The sequence below is a fragment of the Paramagnetospirillum magnetotacticum MS-1 genome (genome assembly GCF_000829825.1).
Lineage (GTDB): Bacteria > Pseudomonadota > Alphaproteobacteria > Rhodospirillales > Magnetospirillaceae > Phaeospirillum > Phaeospirillum magnetotacticum.
This window is the reverse complement of sequence record NZ_JXSL01000019.1, coordinates 42,730-63,383: the sequence shown is the minus strand read 5'-3', so window position 1 is coordinate 63,383 and position 20,654 is coordinate 42,730. Positions and strand designations below refer to the sequence as shown.

At 64.5% G+C, this 20,654-nt stretch carries 18 protein-coding genes; 16 read left to right on the top strand and 2 right to left on the bottom strand.

The genetic code is table 11. From position 1 onward, the window contains the following. Positions 1 to 441: 441 nt before the first annotated feature. The 12 genes from CCC_RS02340 to CCC_RS20990 all read left to right on the top strand — a co-directional run bounded on the left by CCC_RS02340 (position 442) and on the right by CCC_RS20990 (position 16,236). Entirely contained in the window at positions 442 to 6,267 is a 5,826-nt protein-coding gene (locus CCC_RS02340) for an AAA family ATPase (RefSeq protein ID WP_052472907.1), read from the top strand. A gap of 29 nt (positions 6,268 to 6,296) precedes the next feature. Beyond that, positions 6,297 to 7,175 (top strand): response regulator, encoded by an 879-nt coding sequence (locus CCC_RS21620; protein ID WP_236686276.1) that lies wholly within the window; start codon positions 6,297 to 6,299, stop codon positions 7,173 to 7,175. A 32-nt stretch (positions 7,176 to 7,207) separates the two neighbouring features. Further along, positions 7,208 to 8,128 (top strand): GGDEF domain-containing protein, encoded by a 921-nt coding sequence (locus tag CCC_RS02330; protein ID WP_052472913.1) that lies wholly within the window; start codon positions 7,208 to 7,210, stop codon positions 8,126 to 8,128. A gap of 10 nt (positions 8,129 to 8,138) precedes the next feature. Next, the gene (locus CCC_RS02325) at positions 8,139 to 8,795 is read left to right on the top strand and encodes a trimeric intracellular cation channel family protein (protein ID WP_009868880.1); all 657 of its coding nucleotides are present in this window, start codon (positions 8,139 to 8,141) and stop codon (positions 8,793 to 8,795) included. Between the two features lie 32 nt (positions 8,796 to 8,827). Further along, a complete protein-coding gene (locus CCC_RS02320; protein WP_009868881.1) occupies positions 8,828 to 9,850 on the top strand; it encodes an NADH-quinone oxidoreductase subunit B family protein in 1,023 nt (340 codons plus the stop codon). Beyond that, positions 9,847 to 11,292: a nickel-dependent hydrogenase large subunit gene (locus CCC_RS02315; RefSeq protein WP_009868882.1), complete on the top strand. Its 1,446-nt coding sequence runs from the start codon at positions 9,847 to 9,849 to the stop codon at positions 11,290 to 11,292. The genes CCC_RS02320 and CCC_RS02315 overlap by 4 nt, the downstream gene beginning before the upstream one ends. A gap of 453 nt (positions 11,293 to 11,745) precedes the next feature. Further along, the gene (locus tag CCC_RS02310) at positions 11,746 to 11,988 is read left to right on the top strand and encodes a hypothetical protein (RefSeq protein WP_041039588.1); all 243 of its coding nucleotides are present in this window, start codon (positions 11,746 to 11,748) and stop codon (positions 11,986 to 11,988) included. A gap of 64 nt (positions 11,989 to 12,052) precedes the next feature. Next, positions 12,053 to 12,496 carry a hypothetical protein gene (locus CCC_RS02305; protein ID WP_052472905.1) on the top strand — a complete coding sequence of 148 codons (444 nt, stop codon included), beginning with the start codon at positions 12,053 to 12,055 and terminating at the stop codon, positions 12,494 to 12,496. A gap of 5 nt (positions 12,497 to 12,501) precedes the next feature. Beyond that, positions 12,502 to 12,996 carry a hypothetical protein gene (locus CCC_RS02300; RefSeq protein WP_009868885.1) on the top strand — a complete coding sequence of 165 codons (495 nt, stop codon included), beginning with the start codon at positions 12,502 to 12,504 and terminating at the stop codon, positions 12,994 to 12,996. Beyond that, entirely contained in the window at positions 12,993 to 14,165 is a 1,173-nt protein-coding gene (locus CCC_RS02295) for a multiheme c-type cytochrome (protein ID WP_160295506.1), read from the top strand. Before CCC_RS02300 ends, CCC_RS02295 begins: the two co-directional genes overlap by 4 nt. Next, positions 14,162 to 15,436, top strand: coding sequence for an MCP four helix bundle domain-containing protein (locus tag CCC_RS20995; protein WP_009868887.1), 1,275 nt, complete (start codon positions 14,162 to 14,164; stop codon positions 15,434 to 15,436). The genes CCC_RS02295 and CCC_RS20995 overlap by 4 nt, the downstream gene beginning before the upstream one ends. After that, positions 15,433 to 16,236, top strand: a complete 804-nt coding sequence (locus CCC_RS20990) for a methyl-accepting chemotaxis protein (RefSeq protein ID WP_009868888.1) — start codon at positions 15,433 to 15,435, stop codon at positions 16,234 to 16,236. Before CCC_RS20995 ends, CCC_RS20990 begins: the two co-directional genes overlap by 4 nt. Here CCC_RS20990 and CCC_RS02285 read toward each other — a convergent pair. Both CCC_RS02285 and CCC_RS02280 read right to left on the bottom strand, forming a co-directional pair. Next, the gene (locus CCC_RS02285; RefSeq protein WP_160295505.1) at positions 16,233 to 16,940 is read right to left on the bottom strand and encodes a DUF1223 domain-containing protein; all 708 of its coding nucleotides are present in this window, start codon (positions 16,938 to 16,940) and stop codon (positions 16,233 to 16,235) included. The genes CCC_RS20990 and CCC_RS02285 overlap by 4 nt on opposite strands. Before the next feature lie 17 nt (positions 16,941 to 16,957). After that, positions 16,958 to 17,893 carry a LysR family transcriptional regulator gene (locus CCC_RS02280; protein WP_009868890.1) on the bottom strand — a complete coding sequence of 312 codons (936 nt, stop codon included), beginning with the start codon at positions 17,891 to 17,893 and terminating at the stop codon, positions 16,958 to 16,960. A gap of 104 nt (positions 17,894 to 17,997) precedes the next feature. Between CCC_RS02280 and CCC_RS02275 the strand changes: the two genes are divergently transcribed. Genes CCC_RS02275 through CCC_RS02260 form a run of 4 tightly spaced genes read left to right on the top strand, consistent with a single transcriptional unit; the run spans position 17,998 to position 20,568 of the window. Further along, on the top strand, positions 17,998 to 18,549 hold the full coding sequence (locus CCC_RS02275; RefSeq protein WP_041039584.1) for a carboxymuconolactone decarboxylase family protein: 552 nt from the start codon (positions 17,998 to 18,000) through the stop codon (positions 18,547 to 18,549). Positions 18,550 to 18,587: 38 nt separating this feature from the next. Beyond that, a complete protein-coding gene (locus CCC_RS02270; RefSeq protein ID WP_009868892.1) occupies positions 18,588 to 19,202 on the top strand; it encodes a pyridoxamine 5'-phosphate oxidase family protein in 615 nt (204 codons plus the stop codon). After that, positions 19,202 to 19,939, top strand: coding sequence for an RNA polymerase sigma factor (locus tag CCC_RS02265; protein WP_236686275.1), 738 nt, complete (start codon positions 19,202 to 19,204; stop codon positions 19,937 to 19,939). The genes CCC_RS02270 and CCC_RS02265 overlap by 1 nt, the downstream gene beginning before the upstream one ends. After that, positions 19,939 to 20,568, top strand: a complete 630-nt coding sequence (locus tag CCC_RS02260; protein ID WP_009868894.1) for an NrsF family protein — start codon at positions 19,939 to 19,941, stop codon at positions 20,566 to 20,568. The genes CCC_RS02265 and CCC_RS02260 overlap by 1 nt, the downstream gene beginning before the upstream one ends. The last annotated feature ends 86 nt before the right edge of the window (positions 20,569 to 20,654 follow it).

Here is a 20,654-nt window from a genome sequence, read left to right as displayed (position 1 = left end):
ACGATCAAAACCACTATTTTCACGGGATTTTGACCATCGCCTGTTTCTATTTTTTTCCAGTCTGCTCCTCAGAACTCTCGCTATCGTCTATTTTTCCTTGATTCTCATCTCTCATCTTGCCACCCAAACATGCCGATTTGTCGTTTTGGATATCATAAGCGAGCCATAACAGTCCATTCATTGCTATTGATGCGCCATCACAATTTTGATGCCTCGGCCACCGGCCATGGATTTCATTTTGCGGGAGACCACAGGAAGAAGGAAACCGATGGAACGAGTGGTTGTGGCGATTGAACGTAAAGGCAAAGCAACGTAGGCTGTGGGAGGTGATGGCCTCCCAAGTCGGAGCAGCCGCCAGCAGTCCTGTTTTGGGGGATCTTGGGAACAATGACTGTTCCGTCCGGGGTCAAAATAACCGACACCCTCTGCCGGGAAGAGGAGATGTCGCTGGCACGGGGCACGGCCCCGGGAAATCGGGCGATTCTGCTGCGCAGCACCCTGTCCGCGCGCCCCTCGCAAGCGGTCATTGATCGGCTTCGTCGCGAATTCGCGCTGAGGACCGAAATCGATGCCGCCTGGGGCGCCGTTCCCCTGTCACTGGATGAAACCTCCGGCCGCCCCAGCCTTACCCTTTCCGATCCCGGCGGCCAGCTCTTGTCGCAATTGATCGCATCGCGGTCCGGCCCATTGCGCCAGGCCGACCTGTCCCGCTTGCTGCGCCTGTCGTCCGCCATGGCGCGGACCTTGGGACACATCCATGCCAGGGGGCTGATCCACAAGGACGTCACGCCCAACAACATCCTGATCGATGAAACCGCAGACACGGTGGTCTTCACGGGGTTCGGATCGGCCTCGCAACTTCAGCGCGAACACCGGCACAGCCAGATGATCGAGATCGCCGTCGGCAATTTCGCCTATATGGCCCCGGAACAGACGGGACGCATGAACCGCTCGGTGGATTCCCGCTCCGACCTGTATTCGCTGGGCGTCGTCCTCTACGAGGTGTTCACCGGCCTGCGCCCGTTCTCGGCGGTCGATCCCATGGAATGGGTGCACTGCCACATCGCCCGCCAGCCCTCGCCGCCCAGGGAAAGGGTCGCGGGCCTGCCCGATCAGGTTTCGGCCATCATCATGAAGCTGTTGGCCAAGACGGCGGAGGAGCGTTATCAGACCGCCGAGGGTCTGGCCACGGACCTGGAGCATTGCCTGGCCCAACAGGTGGCAGAGGGCCGGATTTCAAGCTTCCCCCTGGCGGCAAACGACCATTCGGGCATCCTCACCATTCCCGAACATCTTTATGGCCGCGAGTCGGAATCCGCCCTCCTGCTCGATGCCTTCCGCCGGGTCGCCGATGACGGAGCGCCGGAACTGGTGCTGGTATCGGGTTATTCCGGTGTGGGCAAGTCGGCCCTGGTCAACCAGATCCACTCCGCCATGGTCGAGCGCGACGGCATGTTCGGCGCGGGCAAGTTCGATCAGCACAAGCGCGACATTCCCTATTCCACCTTCGCCCAGGCGTTTCATACCCTGGTCCGCCAGATTCTGGGGTCCCCCGAATCCGATATCCGGCGCTGGCGCGAGGCGTTCCTGGATGCCATGGGGCCCAATGGCGATTTGCTGATGGATCTCATTCCCCAGCTTGAACTGGTGATCGGCAAGCAGCCCGCCGTGCCGGAACTTCCCCCCGGCGAGGCCCATGTCCGCTTCCTGACCGTGTTCCGCCGCTTCGTCTCGGTCCTGTCCCGGCCGGAGCAGCCGCTGGTTCTGTTCCTCGACGACCTGCAGTGGATGGACAACGGCTCCATGAAGCTGCTGGAACATCTGATGACCCACCCGGAGGTGAGGTATCTTCTGCTCATCGGCAGCTATCGCGACAACGAGGTGGATTCGTCGCATCCGCTGATGCTGTCCATGGACACCATCCGCAAGGGTGGGCGGGCGGTAAACGACATCGTTCTCAAGCCGCTGAGCGCGGACGACCTTTCCCTCATGGTAACCGACACCCTGCGCGGCACGCCCGAGCAGGTGGAGCCCCTGGCCCGGCTGATCCATCAGAAGACGGCGGGCAATCCGTTCTTCGCCATCCAGTTTCTCACCTCCCTGGCGGAAGAGAAACTTCTCTGGTTCGATCTGGCCCAGGGTCTGTGGTGCTGGGATCTCGAACGCATCGGGGCCATGGGCTTTTCCGACAATGTGGTGGTGCTGATGGCGGCCAAGTTGCGCCGCCTGCCCGAGGCGGATCAGGCGGAATTGCGCCGGATCGCCTGCCTGGGCAGCGGCACCACGCTGGGCACCCTGGTCATGGTCTACGACCGCTCGGAGGAGGAGTGCCTGAACAGCCTGGAAAAGGCCATTCAGTCCGGTTTCCTGATCCGCAGCGGTGACCGTCTGGCCTTTACCCATGACCGCATCCAGGAAGCCGCCTATCTGTCCTTGCCCATCTCCGAAATGGTCGCCACCCATCTGCAGATAGGGCGGCGAATGCTGGAGCGGCTGAGCGAGACCGAGGTCGAGGACCGGCTGTTCGACGTGATTCACCATCTCAATCTCGGCCGCCAGATGATCACCGAGCGGGCCGAACGCGATCTGCTGGCCCGGCTGAACACCCAGGCGGGGCGCAAGGCCAAGGCATCATCGGCCAATGCCTCGGCGCGGGTCTATTTTGCCCTGGCGCGCAACCTGCTGAACGCCGATTGCTGGGAAACGGACCACGACCAGACCTTCGCCCTCTTCCTGGATCTGTCCGAGTGCGAATATCTGGTGGGCAATCACGCCCAGGCGGATGAACTGTTCGAATTGCTACTGGGCAAGACGGACAGCGATGATCAGAGCGCCCAGGTCTGGCGCCTGCGCTTTCGCATGTTCATGGTCTCGGGCCGCTATGGCGACGCCGTGGCCATCGCCGTCAAGGCCCTGGAGCGTTTCGGGCTCACCTGCCCCGAGACGGAAGACGACACGGCCAAGGCCGTCCAGGCGGCCCGGCTGGAACTGGCCGGTCTCCTCGAAGGGCGCCATATCGCCGATCTGGTCTCCCTGCCTGAATGCCGTGTCCCGGCCGTCCGGGCGCTGATCGGCGTCATCGCCGACGCCATTCCGGCGGTTTACCATGTCCGCCCGCTGCTTTATCCCTTCCTGGGACTGGCGGCCATCAACCTGTCCCTGCACCATGGTGTGACCGAGGATTCCAGCGCGGCTTTTTCCGGCTATTCCGTGTCCCTGGTCGGCCGGTTCGAGGATTTCCGCACCGGGCTGGAGTTTTCGGAACTGGCGCTCAAACTGGGCGAAAGGTTCAATAGCGCGCCACTCAAGGGAACCTTGCTGTTCCGCCATGGCTATTTCGTCACGCCCTGGAGCAAGCCCATCGCCACCATCATGCCGGTGCTGGAAGAGACCTTCCGCACCTGCCTGGACACCGGCAATCTGATCTATGCCGCCTATGTGGCCTATGCTTCGGCCTGGATGCTGTTCGAGAAGGGCGAGCCGCTGGACCTGGTCCTGGCCCATATGCGCAAATTCGCCCCCTTCGCCGCCAATGCCCGCATCCCCTTCGCCATCCTGATGCTGCGTTTGCAGGAGCTGTTCATCACCGGCCTGCAGGGCGTCGAGCTCGAGATCACGCCGGGCGTCGCCGGAGCGGACGGCGCCAAGGCCTCCTACGAGGCCCTGGTGGGGACGGCCCATGGCTATGGCATCGCCTTCTACCATGTGGTCCGTCAGGTTACCCCCTATCTGATGGGCCGCCACGAGGAGGCGCTGGCCGCCGCCCGCGAGACCGCCGCCCTGGTGCCGAAGATCTCGTCTTCGGTGATCGAGTCCTCCCATCACTTCTACGGGGCGCTGGCCATCACGGCGCTGTATCCCAGCGCCGACGCAAAACACCGGGCCGAGATGGGGCCCTGGCTGGCCGAACATCATCGTAAGCTGGTGCTGTGGGCCGAACATTGCCCCGAAACCTTCGCGGCGCGCGCGGTCCTCATCGATGCGGAGATTGCCGCCCTGTCCGGCAGCGGCAACGAGGTGATGCGCCTTTATGAGACGGCGATCCTGACGGCCCGCGAACAGGGCCAGCTTCATTGCGAGGCCATCGCCAACGAGCGGGCGGGCCGTTTCTGCCTGGATCAGGGACTGCCCAGCATCGCCGAGAACTATCTGCGCAACGCCCGCTATTGCTATACGCGCTGGGGCGCGCTGGCCAAGGTCGCCCAGCTTGACCAGGCTTTCCCCAGACTGGCGGATTCCGCCATGGCCGATGGAGCCGTCACCGGCTTCAGCGGCAGCGCCGACGGACTGGACCTGATGACCGTCATCAAAGCCCAGCAGGCCGTTTCCGGCGAGATCGTGCTGGGCAATCTGGTGGAATCCCTGCTGCGCATCGTGGTCGAACACGCCGGTGCCGATCGCGGCCTGCTGATCCTGCGCCATGGAGAGACGTTCCGCATCGAGGCCGAGGCCATGGTGGAGGGAGACCTCATCGCGGTCTCCACCTGCGCCACCGTGCCCAGTTCCGACGATCTGCCTCTGACCGTGTTCCAGTATGTCACCCGGACCCGCGAAAGGGTGGTGATCGACAACGCCATCGGCCCCAACACCTTCATGACCGAGGGTTACGCGGCGCGCGGCGGGGTCAAGTCGGTGATGTGCCTGCCCGTGGTGACCCATGGGGCGCTGTCGGCGGTGCTTTATCTGGAAAACCACCTGGCCGCCGGGGCCTTTACCCGCAAGCGGGTCGCCGTACTGGACCTGCTGGCCAGCCAGGCCTCCATTTCGCTGGAAAACGCCCAGCTCTATACCGAGATGGAAGAACGCGTCCGCGACCGCACCCGCGAACTGGCGCAATCCCTGTCCACGGTTAAATCCAAGAGCGATCAGGTTTCCGCCCTTTTGGACAATTCCGGTCAGGGTTTCTTGTCGTTCCGCGGCGACTTGCTGGTCGAGCCGGAATTCAGCCATGCCTGCCTGGATTTCTTCGACGGATCGCCAGCCGGCAAGTCGGTGGATGAGCTGCTGTTTTCCGGCGACGAACACGCCCGCGACACGCTGCGCGCCTGCATCGAAGAGGCCTTGAAGGAACCCGACCCCTCCCGCGCCGAGCTGTACCTGTCGCTGCTGCCCGAGGAAATCAATATCGGCGACCGGATCCTTAAGACCGAATTCAAGCCACTGGATCAGGCGATCATGGTGGTGCTGACCGATGTCACCGGCGAGAAGGCGCTGGCGGCGCAGGTCGCGCGCGAGCGGACCCGGCTCGAGATGATCGTGTCCGCCGTCACCTACGGCAACGACTTCTTTGACGCCGTCGCCGAGTTTTCCAACTTCGTCCAGGACGGGCCGGGAATGTGGCGGGGCCGCGACCGGGGGGTCTTGTACCGGACCATCCACACCTTCAAGGGCACCTTCAACCAGTTGGGCTTTCACCACCTGCCCACCAATCTTCACGAGGTGGAATCCGCGTTGCAACGCCTGGGCCGCAGGGGCGACGCCGCCGAAGCCGCGTCCATGGTCTTCGCCCGCGACTGGCAGTCCGTCCTCAACGCCGATTTGGAAACCGTCCGCGAGGCCTTGGGCGAGGACTTCATGGCGCGGCGCGGCGTGGTCACCGTCACGCCGGAACAGGCCAAGCGGTTTGAACGCTTCGCCCGCGGACTGCTGGCGGAAACCGAGATCCCCGAGGTCATCGAGGAAATCGCCGCCATCCGCACCGTGTCGCTGCGTCAGGCCATCGCCGATTTCGACAAGATGATCCACCAGATTTCCGCCCGACTGGAAAAGGAAGTGGGACCCCTGGTGGTCGAAGGCGACGACGTCCGCATCGATCCCGAAGTGTTCGGGCCGTTCCTGCGCTCGCTCGGCCACGTCTTCCGCAACGCCATCGATCACGGGATCGAGGACCCGGATTCCCGATTGTCCACCGGCAAGAGTGAAATCGGCACCATCCGCTGCGCCATTCGCCGCATGGAGGGCTTGCTGGCCATCGATATCGCCGATGACGGCGCTGGCATCGATGTGGAAAACCTGCGCCGACGGGCCGCCGAATTGACCACCTCCGACGTCAGCGGCTGGGATATCGCGGATCTGGTCTTCGCCGACGGAATCAGCATCCGCACCGAGGCCACCGAACTGTCCGGGCGCGGCGTCGGCATGACCGCCGTGAAGGCCAGCGTCGAGGAATTGGGTGGCAGCATCCGCATCGACTCGCGTCGCGGCCAAGGCACGCATGTTCTGTTCCATATCCCCTATCCGCCGCAGGTGGAGGGGCACATCCAATGACCTTCAACACCCTGAAATTCCCGCCGGCCATGGCGGCGGTCCTGACCCGCACGCGGGACTACCTCCAAGAGGAGATCGGCCTCAAGGTTTCCAGAGCAAAACCGCGAACCGGCAATGTGGACTCACTACAGTTGCGCGATATAACTGCTGTCGTCTGCACCGATGGTCCGATCAAGCTGATGATCGTCTTCAGCTTCCAGCGCGTCCTGCTCGAACACATCCGCGAAGTGGTGACCGCGAGGCTGAAGGTCTTGCCCGAGGAACGCGAACTGTTCTTGCGTGAAACCGCTGGGGAAACGGTCAACTTCATCCTGGGCCATGCAACCGCCGATCTGGCCGAGACGGGCAACGTCATGCATTTGTCCCCCCCATCCATACTGGATGAGGAGCGCAACATCCTTCGCCCCAAAAAGGCGATTTTTACAACCATCGAAATGGCAACCAGCCATGGTATTCTTGATATTAATTTTATTGGTCCATCAGAACTTTTCGACCAAAAGCTGAACGTCATCGAGGAAGAAGAGACGCAAGGGGGAGAGATGCACCCATTGAAGGTCCTGATTGTCGACGACTCTTTGCTGACTGTCCGGACGCTGACAGGCATGCTGACCGAACTGGGCCATCTGGTGGTCCAAACGGCGGGGAGCGGAGCGCTGGCCCTGGAGGCCTACCGCCGGTCCAAGCCCGACCTCGTCACCATGGACATCACAATGCCGGACATGGATGGCATCGAGGCCACCAGCGGCATTTTGAAGGAATTTCCCGAGGCCAACATCATCATGGTCACCTCCCACGGCCAACAGGGCATGGTGATGAACGCCGTAAAGGCCGGAGCCAAGGGATATGTCCTCAAACCCATCAAGTTGGAAAAGCTGCGCGATATGATCGCGCGGGTCTTCAAGACCTGATGGCGCCGCCGCGGAATGCCCAGGGGACCCGGATGACGGCCGTCGCAAGGCTTGCACAGGCGGAGCAGCGCCCGCGTTGCGACGGCACCATCGACGTTATTCCGTTTCCCATCTATGTGGTCGATGCCCGGACGCGCGAACTGGTGACCCTCAATCAGGCCATGCGCCGCAAGACAGGGGCCGAGCCCGGCCAGACCTGCCACGTGGCCATCTATGACCAGCCCGCGCCCTGTCATTTCTGCAAGATCGCGGAACTGTCCACGTTGCGCAGCGATCCGCCGACCACCATCGTGTTCGAGCATTTCAACGACCGCGACAATTGCTGGTACCAGTTGAGCGAGACGCTGATCAACTGGTTCGACGGCCGCCTGGTCAAACACTCCATCGCCGTTGATATCAGCGCCCTGAAGGAGGCCGAGAACGAATTGGCGGAGGCCTATGCCGAACTGGCCCTGAAAAGCGTGGCGTTGGAAAAGGTTTCCATCACCGACGCCCTGACCGGCCTGTTCAACCGCCGCCGCCTGGATGAGGCCTTCGCCCATGAGTTGGACCGCGCCCAGCGTTATGCCGAGCCGGTTTCGCTGATCATCTCCGACGTGGATCATTTCAAGTCGATCAACGATGTCCACGGCCACCAGACCGGCGACGAGGTCTTGCAATCCATAGCCGATCTGCTGCGCAACGGCGTGCGGGCGTTGGACGTGGTCGGACGGTGGGGCGGTGAAGAATTCCTGATCATCTGCCCCAATACTGATCTGGAGGGCGCCGTGGCCCTGGCCGAGAAACTGCGGTTGACCATCGCCACGGCCGTCTTCACTGGAACAGGCGCCTGCACCGCATCCTTCGGCGTAGCCCAATACGCTGAGTCAGAGTCCTTCAAGGACACGGTGGCCCGCGCCGACACGGCCCTCTACCGTGCCAAGGTCGAAGGCCGCAACCGCGTGAATCAGTGAACCGCTTGCCATGCTGATCGGCCAGTTCACTCTGCCCCTCGCCTTCGATCTCGCCGCGACGTTCCTGTTCGCCGTCACCGGTGCGCTGACCGCCATGCGCAAAGGCTATGACATGGTCGGGGTGTTTTTTCTGGCCCTGGTCACCGGCCTGGGCGGCGGCCTGTTGCGCGACGGTGTCTTTTTGCAGCAGGTCCCTTCGGTTCTGGGCTCGCATTATCTGACCGCCGTACTGGTCGCCAGTTTCATCGGCCTGTTGTTCGGTCAGGCCCTCAACCGCCTGTCGCTGGTCTTCCTGCTGGTGGATGCCATGGGATTGGGCCTTTATACCGTATTCGGAGCGCAGAAAGCCCTAAATGCCGGTCTGGGCTGGGTTTCCGCCCTGTTGATCGGCGTGGTCAACGCGGTGGGCGGCGGCATGCTGCGCGACCTGATGACCCGTGAGGACCCGCTGATCTTCCGCCCCGGCGAATTCTACGCCGCCGCCGCCCTGGCGGGGGGATTGGTCTTCGCCGCCCTGGGACTGGGGCTGGGTGTCTCCGCCGAGCCCGCCGCCCTGGCCGGGGCGGGAGTGACGGTTCTGGTTCGGATGGCCTCGGTCCGTTTCGGCTGGCGGACTCCGGCGGCGCGGGCCCTGATCGGCCGCGACGAGCCGACCGAGGGGACTTGAACCCACCTCCTCCCGGCGCTTAATGTGAAGTCATGGCGGCATCTTCTTCTTCCGACACCTTCAACCTCCTGTGGCTGCAAGCCGCCAGCTGCGGCGGCTGCACCATGTCGGCCCTGGCCGCCGACGACACGGAGTTGCTGCGCTCTCTCGAACGTTTCGGCATCCGCATGCTGTGGCATCCCTCGCTGTCCGAGGAAAGCGGTACCGAAGCGCTGAGCATTCTGGAAGATTGCGCCAGCGGGCGGGTCCGCCTCGACTGCCTGTGCGTCGAAGGCTCGGTGCTTCTGGGCCCTCAGGGCAGCGGCCGCTTCCAGATGCTGTCGGGCAGCGGCAAGCCCATGATGGAGTGGATCTCCCGGCTGGCCGCGCAGGCCAGTACCGTGGTGGCGGTGGGAAGCTGCGCCGCTTTCGGCGGCGTGCCCGCGGCGGGACACAATCCCACCGACGCCCGCGGATTGCAGTATTCCGGCTGGGATTTGGGAGGTGCCCTGGGCAAGACCTTCCGCTCCGGCTCTGGCCTGCCGGTGGTCAATATCGCCGGTTGCGCCCCCCATCCCGGCTGGATGGTCGAGACCCTGGCGGCCCTGGCGCTGGGCAATATCTCGGCCGAGCATCTGGACGCCCTGGGCCGTCCGCGGACCTATGCCGATCACCTGGCCCATCACGGCTGCGGCCGCAACGAGTTCTACGAGTTCAAGGCCAGCGCGGCGCGCCCCTCCGATCGCGGCTGCCTGATGGAAAATCTCGGCTGCCGCGCCACCCAGGCGCCGGGCGACTGCAATATCCGCCGCTGGAACGGCTATGGCTCGTGCACCGATGGCGGCTATGCCTGTATCAACTGCACCTCGCCCTGCTTCGAGACGCCGTCTGGGCCTTTCCAGGAAACCGCCAAGGTGGCGGGAATCCCGGTGGGCCTGCCGGTGGACATGCCCAAGGCGTGGTTCGTGGCCCTGGCGGCCTTGTCCAAATCGGCGACGCCCCAGCGGGTGCGCACCAATGCCCATGCCGACCACGTCATCGTCCCCCCCGCCCGCAAGCCATTCAAGTCGCCATGACCCAAAACCCCACCCGTCTCATCGTCGGCCCCTTCAACCGGGTCGAGGGCGATCTGGAAGTGACCCTGGACATTCAGGACGGCGCCGTCGCCGAGGCCCGCGTCAACGCCCCCCTCTATCGCGGCTTCGAGCAGATTCTGCTGGGCCGTCCGGCCGCCGATTGCCTCGTCATCGCGCCGCGCATCTGCGGCATCTGCTCGGTTTCGCAATCGGTGGCGGCGGCCCGCGCCCTGGCGGATCTGGGACAGGCGAGCATGCCCGACAACGGCAGCTTGGCCACCAATCTGATCCTGGCTTGCGAGAATGCCGCAGACCACCTGACCCACTTCATGCTGTTCTTCGCCCCCGATCTGGCGCGGTCTTGTTACAGCGAGCACCCGTGGTTCCAGACGGCAAGGCGGCGCTTCGCGGCGGGTGACGGCGAATGCGCCCGCACTTTGTTGCCTGCCCGCGCCCGTTTTCTCCACCTGATGGGCCTGTTGGCGGGAAAGTGGCCCCACTCGCTGGCGCTGCAGCCGGGCGGCGTCACCAAGGGAATTGATCCGGGCGAGAAGATCCGCCTGTTGTCCATCCTCGCCGAATTCCGCGAGGCGCTGGAAACCCATCTTTTCGCCGACAGCCTGGAGTCCATCGCCGCTCTGAACGGCATCGCGGCCCTGGAGGCCTGGGCCGATGCCGCTCCATTCGATCGCGGCGATTTCCGCCTGTTCCTGCATATCGCCCGCCACCTGAACTTCACGGGTCTGGGGTCCGGCCCCGGCCGCTTCATCTCGTCGGGCAGCTTTGGCCTGTTCGCCCCCGGCGTCTGGGACCGGGACGCCCTGACGGTCTTCGATCCCACCCAGGTCACCGAGGATCACGCCCATTCCTGGATGGAGGGCACAACCGCCTCGCCTTCCGCCGGAAAGACCATTCCCTCGCCCGATAAGCCCGAAGGCTACAGCTGGTGCAAGGCGCCCCGCCTGGCGGGCCAGGTGGCCGAGGTCGGAGCCCTGGCCCGCCAGATGGTGGACGGCCATCCCCTGATCCGCGACCTGATCAAGACCCGGCCCGGCGGCTCGGTGCAGGATCGGGTGGTGGCGCGCCTGCTGGAACTGGCCCGGCTGATCCCCGCCATGGAAACCTGGATCCGCGCCATCCGCCCGGCCGAACCGTTCTGTTTTCCCCCCACCGATCTTGGGGATGGCCCTGGCACGGGGCTGGTCGAAGCCGCCCGCGGCACACTGGGCCATTGGATCGGCCTGGACGGCGGGCGCATCGCCCATTACCAGATCATCGCCCCCACCACCTGGAACTTCTCTCCCCGCGATGCCCAGGGCAATCCGGGAGCTCTGGAAATGGCCCTGGCCGGAACCCCCGTACTGCCTGGAGAGACCACGCCGGTAGCAGTCCAGCATGTGGTCCGCTCCTTCGATCCTTGCATGGTCTGTACCGTTCATTAGCTAACACATTGTTTTTACAAGATTTTTCTGCTTCCAAATGTTTAGCAAAACTCTGCTGAGTCGAACTGACCAAAAAGCGGTCATTCAACACGGCCTGGCATCAGCCATCCCCGGCAATAAACAACCGACCCGACCAGTCGCCCCCCAGGTGGCGCCCAGGTCCTCGCCAACCACCCCAGCATCAAATTGCAGATGGGACGGCCAGGAAGTCTTCCCCTTCCCCCCATAAATTCCACCTCCCCCCACGTAACCTTCGCGTGAGCGGCGGCGAAACCAGGACAGACGTTCCCCCTTACCAAGCCCAATCCTGGGCAGGGTGCTGCTGGTCGGACGTCTGATCCTTTCCGGACTCGACAAAGTGGTCGAGACCCGGCTCGCCGACACCACGCCGCCTTGGCTGGTGAACATGACCACGCGGTTCTAACGCGGTTGGTCTTAATCATGGAGACTTGCATGCTCACGTCACTTCGGACCCTCGCCTTCACCATCGCCGTCGGCAGCTTCGTGGCCCTGGGCAGCGCCGGGGCCTATGCCCAGGCCGCCAATCCCTGCGCCGCCAAGGCCGCGAACCCCTGCGCCGCAAAAAAGACCATGGACGACAAGAAGGCCATGGACGACAAGGCCATGATGGACAAGAAGCCCGCCAACCCCTGCGCCGCCAAGCCAGCCAATCCCTGCGCCGCCAAGAAGATGTAGTCCTCCCCGGGCGGCCAGCCGGGATCTGTCCCGGCTGGCCGCATTCTGTTTAAAGGAGGCGATCATGAGGGCAATTCTCCCCAGGCAATGGATACTGGTCCTGGCCGGGCTGGCCTTGCTGGTTGTTGCCATTCCGCCCAGCCGGGGCGCCGGTCATCGGGTCAAGCTGACCGGCGAGGTGATCGATTCCTGGTGCCAAACCACCGGTATCATGTTTGCCCTGGGCACCGCCCACCACCAATGCGCCATCTGGTGCGCCGTCGGCGGCATCCCGGTGGGCCTGCGCACCAGCGACGGCACCCTCTACACCATCCTCAAGGTCGACAAGGACAAGGAGAACGTCGCCAATCCGCGTCTGCTCCGCCTTCAGACCCACGAAGTCTCGGTCGAGGGCGACATCATCGAGCGTGACGGGCTGCGCTATCTCCTGATCGATCAGGTGATGGACGATCACGGCATCGTCAATCAGACCCATGCCGATAACGGCATCCAGCCATACGGGGAGTGATAAGCATGCGCAAACTCTTGCTCATTCTTCCCCTGCTGATCGCCAGCCCCGCCGGTGCGGCGGAGTCCTGGGGCCTGCCGGGCGAGCAAGCGGCCAGCTTCGCAGGCATTGTGGTCGATATTCAATGCGCCCTGACCAGGGATTGCCCCAAGGATTGCGGCGCGGGCCGCCGTCAGCTTGGCCTGCTGAAAAAGGATGGCGCGTTGATCCTGGCCATGAAGAATGCCGATCCTTTCGCCGGGGCCACCCGCGACCTGCTGCCCTTCTGCGGCAAATCGGTCACGGTGGACGGGCTGTTCACCAGCAACGAAGGCGTGCGCGCCTTCGCCCTTCAGCGGATCAAGCCCCCCGGCGGTGAGTGGATCGCCGCCAACGGCTTTGTCCGCGACTGGGTCAAGGCCCATAATTCTTCGGAAGCCGAGGAATGGTACCGCCACGACGAAGCCGCCCAGGCGCGGATCAAGACCGAGGGCAAGCTTGGGCTCGGGCCGGGGCAATGAGGGCAATTCTTGGCCGGATTCTGGCGCTCTTGCCCCTTTTCCTCTGCTTCGGCGCCGAGGCGGAGGAATACTGGTCACGGCCGCTTAAAGCCCAGGGCATACCACCGGCCGCATGGTCGGAGTTGGAAGAGTCCCTGGACCCGCAATCCTGCGGCGCCTGCCACCCCGACAAGCTGGCGCAGTGGAGCGGCTCGCTGCATTCCAAGGCCTTCTCTCCCGGTCTGGTCGGCCAGTTGCTGGCCTTGTCGAAGGAAGACACCCAAGACTGCCTCGACTGCCATGCCCCATTGGCCGAGCAGGCGGCGGCTTTCGAGGCGGCGAGAAAGAAGGGCAATGCCCATCGGCCCGAGGCCCAGGGGTTGGCCGCCGCCGGTAATTCCTGTGGCGGCTGTCACCTGCGCGGCCACCAACGCTTTGGCCCGCCCCAGCGCAGCACCGGGGCGGTGGGACGGATCACAGGCGACCTGCCCCACGGCGGCTTTACCGGAACCAAGGATTTCGAGCGCTCGGAGTTCTGCGCCGCCTGCCATCAGTTCTCCGCCGATCAGGCCATCAACGGCAAGCCGCTGGAAAACACAATCGAGGAATGGCGGGCCAGCCCCCAGGCCGCCGCCGGTCAGACCTGTCAGTTCTGCCACATGCCCGACCGCCAGCATCTGTGGCGCGGTATCCATGATCCCGCCACCACCGCCGCCGGCCTGACGCCCAAAACCTCGTCCGACCAGGACAAGGCGCGGTTCGCCGTGACCTCCACCGGCGTGGGACACGCCTTTCCCACCTATGTCACCCCCAAGGTCATCCTCCATGCGGTGCTGCTGGACGGGGCGGGCCAGCCTAGGCCCGGCACCGAGAAGACCCATATCATCCAGCGCCGGGTCGAGTTCGACGGCAGCGATTGGCGCGAAATCTCAGACACCCGATTGGCTCCGGGACAGACCGCATCGGTGGAGATCGCTTGGAAGGACGCCACACGGGCGCGGGTCTGGCTGGAGGTGCAGCCGGATGATTTCTACCACTCGGTGACCTATGCCCAGCTGCGCCGGGACCTGCCGAAATCCAGCGCCGCTTCCCGCTTGATCGCCGAGGCGGATTCCCGGACCCGGTCCAGCATCTATCGCCTGTTCACCACCGAAATCGAGCGGCCTTCCCCGTCAGGAGATCACCCATGAACAATCTTCGCATCCGGGGTCGTTTGATCGCCGGTTTCAGCGCAGTTTTGCTGATCATGGTGGTGATGGTGGGCACCACGGTGACCAAGATCGCCGGTATCGGCACGCTGACCCACAGCATCACCGAAAAGCGGGTACCGACGGCGGCCACCAGCGCCCGGCTGGTCAATTCCATCAACGCCTCCCTGGCGGCGCTGTCGGGCTGGATGCTCACGGGGCGCGAGGACGACAAGCAGGAACGGGCCGCCATCTGGCGTGACATCGATCAGGCCAAGGCCGCCATGGACAAACTGTCCGCCGACTGGGACCGGGCCGAGGAAAAGGCGGGCTGGGAAAGTTTCAAGACGGTGCTCGACGAGTTCCGCGCCGCCCAGGACCGGGTGCAGGTCATCGCCCGCTCCCCCGATGAACAGCCTGCGACCAAGCTGCTGGTGGATCAGGGCGGCCCCGTGGCCACCGCCATGCTCGAGCGCATCTCCGAGATCCTCAACACCGAAGTGGATCTCGCCGCCACCCCGGAACGTAAGCAATTGTTCGCCATCATGGGCGATATCCGCGCTGGCATCTCGGTCAGCGTGGCTAATGTGCGGGCCTACCTGCTGGCCGGTGATGCCCAGTTCTCCGAACAGTTCCAGGGCGTGTGGCCCTGGGTGCGTGATCAGATGGATGCTTTGAACAAGAATGCGGCGGCCCTGACCCCTGGGCAGCGGGCCTCGCTGGCGGCGCTGCTGAAGGATTCGGACAGCTTCGACGCCCTGTCCAAGGAGATGTTCGCCATCCGCGCCTCGGAGAAATGGAATATGGCGCAGTTCCTGTCGCGCACTGAAATCGCGCCGCGCGCCGACCGGCTGTTGACCTTCCTGGCTGGCACGAAGAATGCCGACGGCACACGCGCCGACGGCCTGGTCGATCACCATGGTGCCGAGTTGAAGCAGGAGGCCGCAACCATCGCCGATGCCATCGGCTCTCTGGCCTTGCTGGAATGGGTGCTGCTGGTCCTCGGCCTTGGACTGACCGGCCTGATCGTGGTGCTGATGTCGCGTTCCATCATCGATCCCATTTCCGGCATGACCCTGGCCATGACCCGTCTGGCCGAGGGCGACATGGCGGTCATGGTGCCTGCCCTGGGCCGCATCGACGAGATCGGCGAGATGGCCAAGGCCATGGAGGTCTTCAAGGTCAATGCCGCCGCCACCGGGACTCGCAGCAGGCCATCACCCAAAAGGCCGAGCGCCAGGGCCAGTTATCAGCCGGGTTCGACGCCGCCATGAGCCAGACTCTGGTCCAGGTGGCCGAGGCGGCGGAAACCATGCGCGCCAATGCCGAACAGATGCTGCATCAGGCCAAGACCACCGACGGCCTGTCCAATGCGGTCGCCTCGGCGGCGGTCGAGGCCTCGTCCAATGTCTCCAAGGTTGCCGCCGCCGCCGAACAGCTGACCGCCTCCATCCAGGAGATTCAACGTCAGGTGGCGGATTCGTCGCGCATGGCCGCCGATGCCACCAGCGAGGCTACCCAGACCAATACCCGCATCGCCGGTCTGGCCGAAGCCGCCACCCGCATCGGCGAGGTCATCGAACTGATCCAGCAGATCGCCGAGCAGACCAATCTACTGGCGCTCAACGCCACCATCGAGGCGGCGCGGGCTGGCGAGGCTGGAAAGGGCTTCGCCGTGGTCGCCAATGAGGTCAAAAACCTCGCCAACCAGACGGCGCGGGCCACCCAGGATATTACAGCCCAGGTCGGCGACATCCAGGCCGCCAGCCGAGACGCGGTGGATTCCATCGGCGGCATCGCCACCACCATCTCGGCCATCAACGACATTTCCGCCACCATCTCCCACGCCGTGGCCGAGCAGGGCCAAGCCACCCAGGAGATCGCCCGTAGCGTCGATCAGGCGGCCCAGCGGACCGGCGAAGTGTCGGAAAAGATCGAAACCGTCCGCGACGCCTCCGGCGCCACGGGCACCGCCGCCCAGGCGGTGCTGGGCGACGCCGATGGCCTTGCCCGTCAGGCCCGCGACGTGAAGGCCAAGGTGGAAGGCTTCCTGTCGGCCATGCGCCAGGCCTAGCGAAGCGGGATCGTCGCCGCGCCCTGCATCGGCCCCTGCCCGGCGCTTTGGACCAGAACGGCGGCGATGGTGGCGCTATCGGGCACCGAGGCGAGGTTGAGGCTGAGAGACTTGGCGGTGCCGTCCCACTGCCCCATGGGATAGACGGCGCGGACGATGGCATGGTCCTTCAAAACCCGTCCGGCATTTTCGCCCCGCGCCACCCTGGTCTCGGTCTCGCCGCTATAGGCCAGCACGGTGATCTCGCCTGCGCGACCCGCCCCCAGTTCGATCAGCAGTTTGCCGTCGGCCCGCGACAGATGGATGGGCACGCCGTCGCCCTTACCCTGCATGGCCGCCAGCACGGCGGGACGGTCGAATCCCACCACGTCGGTCTTGCCGCCGATCACCATCTGCGGGGTGTAGAGATTTTGCAGGTTCAAGGCACGGGTATAGGCGTTCTGACGCGCGGTGGCGGCCGGCAGGCTGAACGGATCCTTCCATCCCAGCCGATCCCAATAATCGATGTGATAGGCCAGGGCGATCACACCCGGCCGCCCGGCCAGTTCACCGAGAAGACGGTCGGCGGGCGGACAGGAACTGCAGCCCTGTGACGTGAAGAGTTCCACCACCACCGGCATGGGTTCGGCGCGTGCGGCGCTGCCCAGCACCAGGGGGGCGGCCAGCCCCAACACCATCCCCACGCTCCACAGGGTCCGTCCCATCGCGTCCTCCGATTCCATCAGCCTCGATGGCTATTCGCCGCGAAAGGCGGAAAGGTTTCGCCGAGGCGTTGGCCGAGGCGCGGTCTGGCGAAATCGAGAAAGGCCCGCAGCTTCAGCGGCAACGCGCCCTGCCCGGCATGGATCAGGCTGACCGGAAGGGCTGGCGGCTCGAAGGTCCGCAGCACCACGACCAGCGCCCCGGCCCGGACGGCATCGGCGGCCTGATAGGACAGAACCTGGGTGAGTCCGGCCCCCGCCCGCGCGGCATCGACCGCCGCCTCGGCGGTGTTGACGATCAGCCGGGACTGAACCACCACCGAGAGATCCGCCTCCCCCTCTCTGAAAAGCCAGCTTTTGCCCGAGGCCAGGGCATCGAAGGACACGCAATCATGGTCGGCCAGGTCCTTGGGATGGTGAGGAATTCCCCGCACTGCCAGATAGGACGGGCTGGCGCACACCACCCGGTGAACCGAGCCCAGTCCCATGGCCATCAGGCCGCCATCGGACAGCGCGCCCACTCGAACCGCCACGTCCACGTGATCGTCGAGCAGGTGAACCCAGCGATCCGACAGGGCCAGCCGGACATGGATCTCGGGATAGGCCGCCAGAAACGCCGCCACCACCGGCAGGACATGCAGGCGTCCGAAGACGATGGGGGCGGTGATGACCAGATCACCCTTGGGCGTGGCGTATTCACCCGCCGCCGCACGCTCGGCCTCGACCACCTGCTCGAGAATTCGTCGGCAGGCGGCCAGATAGGACTGGCCTGCCTCGGTCGGTGATAGCTTCCGGGTGGAGCGTGCCAACAGACGAGCCCCCAGATGGGCCTCCAACTCCCCAACCTTACGGCTGATGGTGGCGAGCGGCACGCCCAAGCGGCGGGCGGCGCCCGAAAAGCTGCCGCAATCCACCACCGCGACAAAGATGGACATGGCTTCAAGCCGGTCGGCCATAATCTCAATTTCCAAGATAGTTATTCTTAATAATGGGCAATTATCGCCAAATTTGGAAGGTGATAGCGTCTGGTCATCGGCAATAACCACCAGGAGCTTTCCCCATGTCCCTCATCCCGACCCCCGCCACCATCGAAGACGCCCCCGCCGCATCCCAGCCGTTGCTCCATGCCGTCAAAGCCCAGTTGGGCGTCGTGCCCAACCTGTTCCGGCTGGTCGCCAACAGCCCGGCCGCCCTGGAAGGCTATCTCGGCCTGTCGGGTGCCCTGGCCAAGGGGGCGCTGCCGGCCCAGACCCGCGAGCGTATCGCCCTGGCGGTGGCGGAGATCAATGGCTGCGACTACTGCCTGGCCGCCCATAGCTATCTCGGCAAGAACCTGGCCAAGCTGAGCGACGCCGAGATCGCCGCCAACCGGCACGGCGGCTCGACCGATGCCAAGGCCGACGCGGCGGTGCGCTTTGCCGCCAAGATCACCCGTAGCCACGGCCGCGCCGACGAGGCCGATTTGAAGGCCGTCCGGGCGGCAGGCTATGACGACGCCCAGATCGTCGAGATCGTGCTGCACGTCGCGCTCAACACCTGGACCAATTACATCAACTTGGTCGGCGCCACCGACCTGGATTTCCCCGCCCCTCAGGCCCTGAGCGCCGCCTGATCGGTACAGCCCTCCACCTTGAAATCAGGGATTCCACCATGAGCCATCTGCGCACCCCAGCCAGCGATGTCGCCTTCACGCCGACGGTCAAGGCGATGCAAAGCCGGCTGGGGTCGCGCGCCGCCTATGCGCGCATGGAAAGCACTGGCGGCTGGGAGAGCCGCATCACCTCGGATCTGGCCCTCTTCATCGCCTTGCAGACCAGCATCTTCATGGCCACCGCCAGTGCCGAAGGCCAGCCCTATATCCAACACCGCGGCGGCCCGCCCGGCTTCCTCCATGTTCTCGACGACCACACCATCGCCTTCGCCGATTTTGCCGGCAATCGGCAATACATCACCTTGGGCAATCTGGCAGACAACCCCAAGGCCCACCTGTTCCTCATGGATTACGCCCACCGAAGCCGCATCAAACTGTGGGGCGAGGCGCGGGTGGTCGAGGATGATACGGAGCTGTTGGCAAGCCTGATGCCGCCCGATTACAGAGCCCGGCCCGAACGGGTCATCTTGTTTAGCGTCGCCGCCTGGGACGCCAATTGCCCCCAGCATATTCCCCGACGCTTCGAGGCCGCCGAGGTCGCGGCATTGCTGGACGAGCGCGACCGGCGAATCGCGGTGCTGGAAGCGGAACTGGCCATGCTGAGGCCAAAATAATGTCGACATCCATGGGGGGCGACGACGGGGCTGTAACCTATGCGCCATTGCCGACGAACTCACTTCAGGATCCCGTGGAAGCAAAGGCCATTCCCGCCATGGATATTGCTGCCGATACTCCATTCGAGGCATTGTCGGGCTTGATCGAAAGCAAGGGTGGCCGATCCGTGACCAGCGGCGAGCAGAATGGAACCGGCACCGCCTGGGGCGCTCTGATGGCCGCCGCCCAGGATGGCGATGGGGCGGCCTATGGCCGGTTGCTGGCAGAGATTGCCCCCATGCTGCGCCGGACCATTCGTCGCCGGTGGGGCGATACCGATTGCGAGGATATCGTTCAGGAGGTTCTGATCTCACTGCATCGCGTCCGCCACACCTATGATCCCAATCGGCCCTTCATCCCCTGGCTGATGGCCATCGCTCAGTTTCGTATCGCCGATGCCGCCCGCAAATCAGCGCGGCGCACCGTGCATGAACGCCCCGAATGGAGTTTCGAGTTCGGTCTACCCGATGTCGCCGCCGAAGAACCCCAAGAGACCCAGGGCGACCCTCAGTTGCTGCGCCGCGCCATCGCCGATCTGCCCGAAGGCCAGCGCCGCGCCGTGGAACTTTTGAAATTGGAAGAGCGCTCGCTGAAGGAGGCGGCTGCCGAAACCGGCATGACCGTGGGCGCGTTGAAGGTGGCGGTCCATCGCGGGCTCAAGTCCCTGCGGGCCGCCCTGACGGGAAGGGAGCTATAATGCGGACCGACGACCTGATCCTTTCCTTGAGCCAAGATGCACGACCGGTCCGGCGTTTGGCGCCGCCGACCCGGCGCGCCCTCGGTTGGTTCGCCCTGGCGATTCCGGTGGTCGGCGCCATCGCCTTGGCCATGGGATTGCGGGCGGATTTGGGCTTGCGCATGGCGGAGCCCGCCTTCGTGATCCAACTGATCGCCTGCGGGCTGACCGCGTTTTGCGCCGCCATCGCTGGCCTCGCGCTGACCATTCCGGGAACACCCAGGCTCTGGGCGCTGCTGCCGGTGCCGTCCATGCTGGTGTGGCTGGGCGGATTCGGCCGCCAATGCGTTCTGGAATGGCTGGCCCCGGAGTCCGGCGAACTGTTGAGCGGGCCCCATCTCCATTGCCTGCCCGATATCGCGGTGATCACCGCCATCCCCACCACTGTCCTGCTGCTGATGCTACGGCGCGGCGCCTGCTTGGAACCCCGGCTGCCGGTAATGCTGGGCGGGCTGGCGGCGGCGGCCCTGGCCCATGGCGGGCTGTCCCTGGCCCATCCCGAGGATTCCGGATTGCTGGTCCTGATCGTTCAATTTCTGGCCATCGGACTTCTGGCGCTGGTCATCGGGGCGAGGCCGAGGGGCGCATAGCGTCACCTCATCGAGCGGCCAATGACCGGATCTCATGGTAATTTGTCGTCGCCCCCACTGAATGCTGCCTTCCGCTGTTGCGGTGT